Source organism: Azospirillum sp. B506 (assembly GCF_000333595.1).
Lineage (GTDB): Bacteria > Pseudomonadota > Alphaproteobacteria > Azospirillales > Azospirillaceae > Azospirillum.
Genome location: NZ_BADK01000196.1, coordinates 1 through 11,278 on the forward strand (window position 1 = coordinate 1; position 11,278 = coordinate 11,278).

The window sequence follows — 11,278 nt, forward strand, 5'->3', positions numbered from 1 at the left end:
CCAAGAGACGCGAAACGCGCGGAGGAAACACATGTCCCGCAAGATCAGCATGAAACAGGCGATCAACGAGGCCCTGGATCTGGAGATGCGCCGCGACCCCACCGTCATCGTCATGGGCGAGGACATCGTCGGCGGCACCGGTGCGAAGGGCGAGGACGATGCCTGGGGCGGCGTGCTGGGCGTCACCAAGGGTCTGTACGCCAAGCATGGCGACCGGCTGATGGACACGCCGCTGTCGGAATCCGCCTATATCGGCGCCGCCATCGGTGCCGCCGCCTGCGGGCTGCGGCCGGTGGCGGAGCTGATGTTCCTCGACTTCATGGGCGTCTGCTTCGACCAGATCTTCAACCAGGCCGCCAAGTTCCGCTACATGTTCGGCGGCAAGGCGGAGACGCCGGTGGTGATCCGCGGCATGGTCGGCGCCGGCTTCCGTGCCGCCGCCCAGCATTCGCAGATGCTCACCCCGCTGTTCACCCACATTCCGGGTCTGAAGGTGGTGTGCCCCAGCAACGCCTATGACGCCAAGGGCCTGCTGATCCAGTCGATCCGCGACAACGACCCCGTCATCTTCTGCGAGCACAAGAACCTCTACGGCCTGGAATGCGAGGTCCCGGCCGAGAGCTACGCCATCCCCTTCGGCGAGGCGAACGTGCTGCGTGACGGCGACGACGTGACCATCGTCAGCTATGGCCTGACCGTCCACCGCGCGATGGAGGCGGCGGCGACCCTGGCGAAGGACGGCACCGAGGCCGAGGTCATCGACCTGCGCACCCTGTCGCCCATCGACTGGGACACCATCGTCGAGAGCGTCGAGCGCACCGGCCGGCTGGTGGTGGTGGACGAGGCCCATCCGCGCTGCAACCTCGCCACCGACATCGCCGCCTTCGTCGGGCAGAACGCCTTCGGGGCGCTGAAGGCCGGCATCCAGATGGTGACGGCGCCGCACACCCCGGTGCCCTTCGCGCCCTCGCTGGAAGACCTGTACGTCCCCAGCGCCGACAGCATCGCCAGCGCCGTGAAGCGCACCCTGTCGCCCAAGGGCGCGTCGCGCAGCATCGCGGCGTGAGACCGACTTAACAGCCCAACCCGCAAGAGCGCCCTTCTCCGTCATTCCCGCGAAGGCGGGAATCCAGGCCGCCCCGAATGGCAGCCACGGCCAGCACCTGGATCCCCGCCTTCGCGGGGATGACGGGCGAAGTGTGTGCCGATTAGAAATTCCCCAGGAGCCTGCACCACATGTTGAACGAGCGCATCAAGCCCATCGTCATGCCGAAATGGGGCCTGTCCATGTCGGAAGGCAAGGTCACCGGCTGGCTGAAACGGCCGGGGTCCACCATCTCCATCGGCGACGAGCTGCTGGAGGTCGAGACCGACAAGATCACCAACGTGGTCGAAGCCGGCGAGACCGGCGTGCTGCGCCGCGTGCTGGGCGAACCCGGCACCGTCTATCCGGTCAAGGCGCTGATCGCCGTGCTGGCCGAACCCGATGTGCCCGACGACGACATCGACGCCTTCATCAGCGCCTATGCCGTCCCGTCCGGCGAAGAGGATGGCGAGGCCGACGCCGGCCCGCAGTATCACACGGCCGAGACCTCGGCCGGCACCATCCGTTACGCCAAGCGGGTGAGGGTGGGCCGACCGTCCTGCTGTCCAACGGCTTCGGCGGCGACCTCGACAACTGGCTGTTCACCATCGACGCGCTGGCGGAGAAGGCCACCGTCTATGCGCTCGATCTGCCCGGCCACGGCCAGTCGAACAAGCAGATCGCCGACCCCAGCCTGTCCGGCCTGTCGCAGGCGGTGCTGGGCTTCCTCGATACGGTTGGGGTGGAGCGCGCCCACTTCGTCGGCCATTCGATGGGCGGGGCGGTGTCGATGCGCACCGCGCTCGACGCGCCGGGCCGGGTGGCGTCGCTGTCGCTGATCGCGTCGGCCGGACTCGGCGAGCGGATCGACCATGGCTATATCCAGGGCTTCGTCGGTGCGACATCGCGCCGCGACCTGAAACCGGTCCTGGAAACTCTGTTCGCCGACCGCGGTCTTGTCAGCCGCCAGATGGTTGACGACCTCTTGAAGTACAAGCGGCTGGACGGGGTGGACGAGGCACTGCGGGCGCTGTCGTCCTCGCTATTCGCCGAGGGCCGGCAGGCCAGCGTGCTCGCCTCCGGGATTGCGGATGCCAGGACGCCCACGCTGGTCGTGTGGGGCGAGGAGGACCGCGTCATCCCCGCCGACCACGCCCAGGCGCTGGCGAACACGGCACAGGTCGCCGTCATTCCCGGCGCCGGCCATATGGTGCAGATGGAGGCGGCCGGCAAAGTGAACGCGCTGCTGAAGGACCACATCGCGAAAGCGGGCTGAGGCCGGACAGGCCCCGCTCTCCACCCCGTTTTCGGTTCCTGAAACCCTCGCCACCGGCGTGCGGCCGACCCGTCAGCGCGCCGGCAGGAGACCGCTCATGCCTGATCTCAAGGATAAGAGCATCATCGTCACCGGCGCCGGCCGCGGCATCGGCGCCACCATCGCCAAGGCGCTGGCCGCCGACGGTGCCAGGCTGACCATCGCCGACCGCACCGAAGCCGACGCCCAGCAGGTGGCCGAGGCCATCCGTGCCGCCGGCGGCAGCGCCATCGCCGTCACCGTCGATGTCCGCGACCGCAGCGCCGTCCGCCGCATGATCGACGAGGCGGTGAAGGCGCATGGCCGGCTCGACGTCCTCTTCAACAATGCCGGCATCGCCCAGACCAAGCCCTTCCTCGACATCACCGAGGACGACTGGCACACGGTCAACGACGTCAACGCGCTGGGCGTGCTGATCGGCATGCAGGAGGCGATCAAGACCTTCCGCAAGCAGGGCGGCGGCGGCAAGATCGTCAACACCGCCTCCATCGCCGGCAAGCAGGGCTACGAGCCGCTGGCCCATTACTCCGCCAGCAAATTCGCCGTGGTGGCATTGACCCAGGCCGCCGCCCGCGGCTTCGGCAAGGAGGGCATCACCGCCAACGCCATCTGCCCCGGCGTGGTGGCAACCGAGATGTGGAAGATCATAGACCAGGGCTTTCGCGACACCGGCATCACCAAGTCGGAAAACGAGGCCTTCGACATGTTCGCCGCCGGCGCCGTCCTGGGCCGGCCCTCGCGCCCCGACGATCTGGTCGGCGTCGCCCGTTTCCTCGCCTCGTCCGACAGCGACTTCATGACCGGCCAGTCCCTGCTGGTCGATGGCGGGATGGTGTTCGCCTGACTGTCCCGACCGCTCGTCTTACAACGATAAAACCGGAGGACAACACCATGAGTGCGACAATCAAAGATCTGGCGACCACCATGAAGGCCGCCGTCTGGCATGGCCGTAAGGACATCCGGGTCGAGGACGTGCCGCTGCCGGGCGCCCCGCCCGCCGGCTGGGTGCAGATCAAGGTGCATTGGTGCGGCATCTGCGGGTCCGACCTGCATGAGTATGTCGCCGGCCCGGTCTTCATCCCCGTCGACACCCCCCACCCGCTGACCGGCCTGAAGGGCCAGTGCATCCTCGGCCACGAGTTCAGCGGCGAGATCGCGACGCTGGGCGAGGGTGTGACCGGCTTCCAGGTCGGTGACCGGGTGGCGGCCGACGCCTGCCAGCATTGCGGCGAGTGCTATTACTGCAAGCACGGCATGTACAACATCTGCGAAAAGCTGGCCTTCACCGGCCTGATGAACAACGGCGCCTTCGCCAGCCTGGTCAATGTCCCGGCCGAACTGCTCTACAAGCTGCCCGACGGCTTCCCGACCGAGGCCGGCGCCCTGATCGAGCCGCTGGCGGTCGGCATGCATGCGGTGAAGAAGGCCGGCAGCATCGTCGGCGAGACGGTGGTGGTGGTCGGCGCCGGCACCATCGGGCTGTGCACCATCATGTGCGCGAAGGCGGCGGGAGCGGGCCGGATCATCGTTCTGGAGATGTCCGCCGCCCGCAAGGCCAAGGCGCTGGAGGTCGGCGCCAGCATCGTGCTCGACCCCAAGGAGTGCGACGCGGTGGCGGAGGTCAAGGCGCTGACCGGCGGCTACGGCGCCGACGTGTCGTTCGAATGCATCGGCCACCGCGACACGGCCAAGCTCGCCATCGACGTGATCCGCAAGGCCGGCAAGGCGGTGCTGGTCGGCATCTTCGAGGAGCCGAGCTCCTTCAACTTCTTCGAGATCGTCGCCACCGAGAAGCAGGTCATCGGCTCGCTGGCCTACAATGGCGAATTCGCCGACGTCATCCGCTTCATCGCCGACGGCCGCATCGACGTGCAGCCGCTGATCACCGGCCGCATCACCCTGACCGACATCGTCAGCGGCGGTTTCGAGGAGCTGGTCGCCCACAAGGACCGCAACGTGAAGATCATCGTGCAGCCCCAGGCGGTCCCTGCCGCCGCCGAACAGCCGGAGCTTGTCCACTGATGGCCCTGCCCGCGCTGCACAGCCCACGGCCCGAGCATCGGGCCGGGAAACCGGCCTGGCTCCGCGCCCGCGCGCCCGCCGGTGCGGCGTTCGAGGACACGCAGTCGCTCGTCCGCCGCCACGGCCTGAACACGGTCTGCGAGGAGGCCGCCTGCCCCAACATCGGCGAATGCTGGAGCAAGCGGCACGCCACGGTGATGATCCTGGGCAGCGTGTGCACGCGGGCCTGCGCCTTCTGCAACGTCGCCACCGGCCGGCCGGACGCGCTCGACCCCCACGAGCCCGACCGTCTGGCCGAGGCGGTGGGCGAGCTTGGCCTCGCCCATGTCGTCATCACCTCGGTCGACCGCGACGATCTGCCGGACGGCGGGGCGGCGCATTTCTCCCGCTGCATCGCCCGCATCCGCGACGCTTCCCCCGCCACGACGGTGGAGGTGCTGACCCCCGATTTCCGCAACAAGCCGGGAGCGGTGGAGACGGTCGTCGCTGCCCGGCCGGACGTCTACAACCACAATCTGGAAACGGTGCCGCGGCTCTATGCCGATGTGCGGCCGGGAGCGCGCTATTACGGCTCGCTGCGCCTGCTGGAGCGGGTGAAGGAGCGCGATCCGACCATCTTCACCAAGTCCGGCATCATGGTCGGGCTTGGCGAGGAGCCGGCGGAGGTGCTTCAGGTGATGGACGACCTGCGGGCGGCGGGCGTCGATTTCCTGACCATCGGCCAGTATCTCCGCCCCACCCCCAACCACCACCCGGTCGCCCGCCATGTCACGCCGGAGGAGTTCGAGCGCTACGGCACGATGGCGCGGGCGAAGGGCTTCCTGATGGTGTCGGCGACCCCGCTGACCCGCTCCTCCCACCACGCCGGCCGCGACTTCGAGGAGTTGCGGCGGCGCGCGGCAGGGTGACCGGTCACACGGACGGAAAGCGGTCAGGCGGCCCGAACCGTTGCAATGAAGCTGCCGACCTCCGCCTTCAGCCGCTCCGCTTCCTTGGCCAATCCATCGGCGGTGTTCAGCACCTGACTGGCGGCGGCACCCGTTTCGGTGGCCGCCCTGGTCACGCCGACGATGTTGGTGGAAACCTGTTCGCTGCCGCGGGCTGCCTGGGCGACATTGCTGGAGATCTCTGCCGTGGCCGCGTTCTGCTCTTCGATCGCGGCAGCAATGGCGGAGGAAATCTCGCTCATCCTGCCAATGATCCCTGAAATGCCGGCCACGGCCTCTTGCGCCCCGCTGGTCGCCGTCTGGATCTCCTTGACCTTCGACTGGATTTCCTCGGTCGCGCGGGCGGTTTGGCCGGCCAAAGCCTTGACCTCGCTCGCCACGACGGCGAAGCCCTTTCCGGCTTCCCCCGCCCGCGCCGCTTCGATGGTGGCGTTCAGAGCCAACAGGTTGGTCTGGCCGGCGATGGAGTTGATGAGATCGACGACGGCGCCGATCTGGTTGGCGGTATCCACCAGCAGCCGCATGCTGGCGCTGGTGCGGTCGGCTTCCTGCACCGCATTCGCCGAAATCACGCTCTGGGTCGACACCTGGCGCCCGATCTCCAGAATCGAGGCAGCCAGCTCCTCGGTCGCCGACGCGACGGTCTGCACATTGGCGCTGGATTGCTCCGACGCGGCCGCAACGGCGGTGGCCTGGGCGCTGGCCTGGGTAGCGCTGGACGACAACGATCCGGCAGCCCCCTGCATCTGGATCGCCGACGAGGCGACATGCTGGACGATGGCGCTGACGCTGCCCTCGAACCGGTCGGCAAGGCCGTGCATTTCGGCCTTGCGCTCCGCTTCGGCGCGACGCTTCTGTTCCTCCTGGGCGGCGGTCAGGCGCCGCACTTCCAATGCGCTGGACTTGAAGATGTCGAGGGTGCGGGCAAGCTGACCGACCTCGTCACGGCGTTCGGTGTCCTCGATCGCACACTCCAGATCGCCTTGCGACACCCGGCTCATCGATTCCGTCACCCGCTTCAGCGGACGGACGATCAGAGAGACGATGATCGCCAGCGACAGGCCCAGCCCCAGCACGATCCCCGCCACCGACAGCGAAAGGACCATGACGCGCGTCTGGTCCGCCACCGTCCGGGTCTCCCGAGTGGCCTTTTCCATGGCTTGTCGGTTGATCTCGGCACGCTCATCGATCAGCGTCGCTGCGGCCCGCCTGGTCTTGGCGCCCTCGCCGGCGCTGAGCGCGAACGCCTCGTCGTCCTGTCCGCGGAGTGTCAGATCGATGACCTTCAGGGCGTTCTGCCGGTAGGACTCCACCAACGCCTTGATCTTCACGCCCGTCTCACGCCGGCTATCGCTGTTCGCCGTCAGGGCGAGATCGGCAATTCCCTTGTCCACCAGCGTCATCTCTTCGTTGAAGAGAGTGGCAAAGCGCCGCATCTCATCGACATTCTTTTCGAGGATCGCATTTTTTTCCGCGACGGTTGCCGCGTTGAGATGGCGGCCGATGTCCAGGATCGTGACGCGCCGGGACGCCTCCACGGTCAAGGCATTTTCCGCGACCGCTTCGACGACCCCCAGCCGCTCCAGCGACGCCGTTGCGATGACAATCAAGATTGTTAAAAGGATGGCGACAGGCGTCAATATTTTGACAGCCAACTTTTGATTGCCAAACCAGCGGATCATTGCCCCGTCCCTTTCAAAACGCAGGAACACCAATATCTGATGCGTGATCGGCAAACTTATCTCTCCAAGTCCATCCCTATCAACTGGGGAGAACCCTTTCGAAAGAGGCAATATAGAAACCAAATGTGGCGACCATTAAAATTTTGAAATATTTGCAGGGAATCTCGCCTGCTTTTGACTCGCAATGAGGCTTTTCCCTTTCCTTTTCACCATTTGACGCATGGCACTGAAACGAGTCTTTCCAACTTTCTGGAATTCCCCATCTCGAAGTCTGAAAAAATCTGCCATATCTCTTGACATGATCGATCCGCCGCGTCGGCAGCAGGAAAAGCAGCCGGCTGGCCAACGAACGGGCAAGGACGGTGGTCGCTGTATGTCCAGCGATCGGCGGCGCGGGGAGCTCACCGCACAGGATCTCCCCCGTGGCCAACAGCCCGGGAGAGATCAGGACTCAGAATTTGGAATAAGGCATGTTCCGGGCGGCCTGTGCCGTCCGCTCAGGTCAGGTGCTGCCGTTGCAGGTAGTCCTCGCTCTGCATCTCCATCAGCCGGCTCACCGTGCGCTCGAACTCGAAGGCGTGGGTGCCTTCCGGGTAGAGGCGTTCCGGCGGGCCTTCGGCAGCGATGACGACGTTGACCTTGTGCTCGTACAGCGCGTCGATCAGCGTCATGAAGCGCTTCGCCTCGTTGCGCAGTTCGTCCTTCATGGTCGGAACATGGTCGATCAGGACCGTGTGGAAATGGGTGGCGATGGCCAGATAGTCGGCCGCCCCCAACGGCTTGCCGCACAGGTTCCAGAAATCGGCCCAGGCCACGGATTTGGCGGCGCGGTCGATCTCGACCCGGCGGCCCTGCACGGTCAGGCTGCAGGGCGCGCCCGCAGCACCCCCGGTCAGGTCCGAGAAGGCCTTGGCGAGCGCCGCGTCCGATGCCGCGCCCAGGGGATGATGGTAGATCGGCACCCCCTTCAGCCGGTCCAGCCGGTAGTCGGTCGGACCGTCCAGCGACAGGATGTCCAACTTCTCCTTCAGCAACGCGATGAAGGGAAGGAACAGCTCGCGCTGGAGCCCGTCCTTGTACAGCATGTCCGGCGGCCAGTTGGAGGTCGCCACCACCACCACGCCCAGGTCGAACAGGTTGGTGAACAACCGGCCCAGGATCATCGCATCGACGATGTTGGTGACGTGGAACTCGTCGAAACAGAGCAGCCACGCCTCGTCGGCCAGCGCGCGGGCCAACTCGGGCAGCGCCTCGTCCGGACCGTCTCCCCTGCCCTTGCCCGATTGGCGGTGGTCATGGATGCGCTGGTGGATCTCCAGCATGAATTCGTGGAAATGGACCCGCCGCTTCTTCCCGACCGGGGCGGTCTCATAGAACAGGTCCATCAGCATCGACTTGCCGCGACCGACGCTGCCGTAGATGTAAAGACCCTGCGGTGCGGTGGAGGCGATGTCCGGCGGCGGCGGCGCGGCGCGGCGGCGGCCAAGACCGAACCGCTCCAGCCACCCTCCCCCGGTGGGCTTGTCGTCGCCCGCAGGGTGCGGCTGATAGCCCTTCAGCGCCTGATAGAGGCTTTGGAACTTCTCCGCGGCCAGTTCCTGGTCGGGATCGGGGCGAAGCGTGCCGCTACCGCGGCGGGCGCGGTAGAGTGAAAGCGGTCCGTCGGTCATGGGGATATACGCGATCCGGCTGCCAAGTCGGTCCCTTACCTAGCGGATGGAGCCGCGTCCGGCAACCGCCCACGGCAGGCCGCACCGGGAATGGCAGGGTGGCGCCTGCCGCCCGGGTGGGAGCGGTGGCGGCGCGGCATCTGCGCGCAGTAGAGAAACCTTATGTTTCCGTCCGGTTACACTTTGTTTAGGCTGTCGGCGTAATTGATCGACGTCGCCCGCCCGACCGCAACCCTCACAGGAAATCACGACGCCGATGCCCGTTGCCGGGTCCGCCTCCCCACCTCCGTCCCGCTCGGTCGCCGGTCTGGCGCGGGCGGTGCGCGGGCGTTTGGGATCGGTGCGGTTCCTGATGACCGCCTCCGGCCTGGCCTTCATCCTGGTGGTGAACACACTGATCGGCTACGGCATCGTTCAAAGCCGGCGCGAAGCTCTGGACGCCGGCGAGCGTGCCACCCGCGATCTTGCCCGCATGCTGGAATCGCAGACGCTGCGCACCGCCTTCGCGGTCGACCAGATGCTGCGCGAGCTGTCCTTCGCGCTCGATACCCTCCCAGACGGCACCCGTCGAGACAGTGCTGGGATCCGCGATCACCTGCGTCAGCGGCGCGATGCCTTCACCGAACTGGCCGATCTGGTGGTGGTCGACGCCGACGGTTTCGCGCTGCATCATTCCGCCGATGCGCCGCTGCCGACATTTTCGCTGTCCGACCGCAGATATTTCACCGGACCGCGCGACGGCGCCGGACAGGGGCTTTATGTCGGCGCGGTCATTGACAGCCGGGTGAAGCCCGGGATGCAGATCATCCCCTTCAGCCGCCGCTTGCAGAACCGGGACGGCAGCTTCGGCGGCGTGCTGGTCGCCATGATCGATCCGACACGGCTGGCGGCAACGCTGGAATCGCGGGACATGGACCGCAAGGGCGGAGTGATCCTGGCACTAGCGGACGGCACCATCCTTCTGGACCGACCACAAGGCTTTGGCAGACCGGTCCGGCTGACCGACTGGCCGGCGGTCTGGAGCGCGCTTGCCACACAGGACGAGGCCACCATCCGCGACATCGTCCCGGGTCCGGGGAACGGAAGCGACAGCATCGTCAGCGTGCGGCGGGTCCAGGGCTATCCGTTCGTCATCGTCGCGACCCTGCCGGTGGCGGCGGTGCTGGTCGAATGGCGGCGCGACACGGCGGCCTGGACCTCCATCGGCACGGTGATGACCATCGCCATCGCGCTGCTGACCGCCTTCGTCGTTCGCCAGCATGCCCGGCGCGAGGAGGATCAGGCCCGGTTGGACCGCGCCTCGCGCCGGATCCGCGGCATCCTCGATTCCATGCTGGACGCGGTGGTGACCTTCGACATGGCCGGGCGCATCGTCACCTTCAACCGCGCGGCGGAGATGATGTTCGGCGTGCCGGAGCGCCAGATGATCGGTCAACCGATCGAGGCGCTGATCCCCGATGCCCGCGACGGCGCCAACGACCGCGACCTTACGGCGCTGCGCCGCGACGGTTGCGCCTTTCCGGTTGGATTCACAGTCAGCGACCTGCGGCTGGGGCGACGGTTCCTGCGGCGGCGGCCCCCCACATTGCTGAGGTCGGCTCCCTGCGTCCGGACGATCCGCGCATCTCGGTCGGCGTCATCCGCGACAATGACCCGGCGCAAGCAGCAGGAAGCGAAACTGATCGCGTCCAAGACCCAGGCGGAGCTGGCGAACCGGGCGAAGAGCGAATTCCTCGCCAACATGAGCCACGAGCTGCGCACGCCGCTGAACGCCATCATCGGCTTCGCCGAGGTGCTGGACGGCGAATTCTTCGGCACCATCAACGAACGGCAGCGGTCCTGCATTGCCGACATCCACGAAAGCGGCCGGCATCTGCTGGACATCGTCAACGCCGTGCTCGACATGTCCAAGCTGGAATCCGGCCAGTTCGACCTGTGCGAAGAGGCGGTGGAGGCACATGAGGCGGTCGCGCAATGCCTGATGATGGTGCGTGACCGCGCCGCTGCCGGTGGGGTCGCCATCCACAACGAGGTGGCCGCCGCCGTCGCCATCCTCTGGGTCGACCGCCGGGCCTTCAAACAGGTGATCCTGAACCTGCTGTCCAATTCCGTGAAGTTCACCCCCAGCGGCGGCGGCATCACCATCACCGCCGGCCTGGAAAAGGATCGCGGATTCGCCCTGACGGTGGCCGATACCGGCATCGGCATCCCGCCCAACTTCATGGACGACCTGTTCCAGCCCTTCCGTCAGGCCGACAACGCCACGAACCGCCGCTACGAGGGCACCGGCTTGGGCCTGTCGATCTCGAAGAACTTCGTCGACCTGCATGGCGGAACACTGACCTGCCACAGCACGGAGGGGGCCGGCACCAGCATGACGGTGCAGCTGCCGGCCTTCCGGGTGCTCGACCGCCCCGCAGGCATCGGCAGCCAGACGACCGCTCCGGCAGCCTGACCCGACCGCGAGCGCAGGAGATCAGCGCAGGCGGGTCGCGGTGAAACGGCGGGGCGGATCGACGAAATCGTCCTGGGCGGCGATCAGCTGAAGCTCGCGCGGC

The 11,278-nt window shown here is 66.7% G+C and carries 7 protein-coding genes and 2 pseudogenes; 7 read left to right on the forward strand and 2 right to left on the reverse strand.

Translation table 11 applies throughout. The features are described 5' to 3' along the window. Nucleotides 1–31 precede the first annotated feature (31 nt). The 6 genes and pseudogenes from I71_RS06755 (at nt 32) to lipA (ending at nt 5,329) form a co-directional block, all read left to right on the forward strand. Nucleotides 32–1,066 carry an alpha-ketoacid dehydrogenase subunit beta gene (locus I71_RS06755; protein WP_042692826.1) on the forward strand — a complete coding sequence of 345 codons (1,035 nt, stop codon included), beginning with the start codon at nt 32–34 and terminating at the stop codon, nt 1,064–1,066. Between the two features lie 221 nt (nt 1,067–1,287). Further along, nucleotides 1,288–1,413, forward strand: a pseudogene (locus I71_RS39550) (biotin/lipoyl-containing protein); the annotation flags it as partial. Nucleotides 1,414–1,571: 158 nt separating this feature from the next. Continuing rightward, a pseudogene (locus I71_RS06760) lies at nt 1,572–2,360 on the forward strand (acetoin dehydrogenase dihydrolipoyllysine-residue acetyltransferase subunit); the annotation flags it as partial. 97 nt (nt 2,361–2,457) lie between these two features. After that, entirely contained in the window at nt 2,458–3,243 is a 786-nt protein-coding gene (locus I71_RS06765; protein WP_042692829.1) for a glucose 1-dehydrogenase, read from the forward strand. A 47-nt stretch (nt 3,244–3,290) separates the two neighbouring features. Further along, on the forward strand, nt 3,291–4,421 hold the full coding sequence (locus tag I71_RS06770; RefSeq protein ID WP_244433682.1) for a 2,3-butanediol dehydrogenase: 1,131 nt from the start codon (nt 3,291–3,293) through the stop codon (nt 4,419–4,421). Next, nucleotides 4,421–5,329, forward strand: a complete 909-nt coding sequence (lipA, locus tag I71_RS06775; RefSeq protein ID WP_042692831.1) for a lipoyl synthase — start codon at nt 4,421–4,423, stop codon at nt 5,327–5,329. The genes I71_RS06770 and lipA overlap by 1 nt, the downstream gene beginning before the upstream one ends. Before the next feature lie 23 nt (nt 5,330–5,352). Here the strand turns inward: lipA and I71_RS06780 are convergent, their stop codons facing one another. Together I71_RS06780 and zapE are read right to left on the reverse strand one after the other, a co-directional pair. Beyond that, nucleotides 5,353–7,161, reverse strand: a complete 1,809-nt coding sequence (locus tag I71_RS06780; RefSeq protein WP_244433683.1) for a methyl-accepting chemotaxis protein — start codon at nt 7,159–7,161, stop codon at nt 5,353–5,355. Between the two features lie 386 nt (nt 7,162–7,547). Beyond that, nucleotides 7,548–8,720 carry a cell division protein ZapE gene (gene zapE / locus I71_RS06785; RefSeq protein WP_042692839.1) on the reverse strand — a complete coding sequence of 391 codons (1,173 nt, stop codon included), beginning with the start codon at nt 8,718–8,720 and terminating at the stop codon, nt 7,548–7,550. A gap of 256 nt (nt 8,721–8,976) precedes the next feature. On the opposite strand from zapE, the gene I71_RS06790 reads away from it, so the two are divergent. Continuing rightward, a complete protein-coding gene (locus I71_RS06790) occupies nt 8,977–11,175 on the forward strand; it encodes an ATP-binding protein (protein WP_049975965.1) in 2,199 nt (732 codons plus the stop codon). Nucleotides 11,176–11,278: the final 103 nt, after the last annotated feature.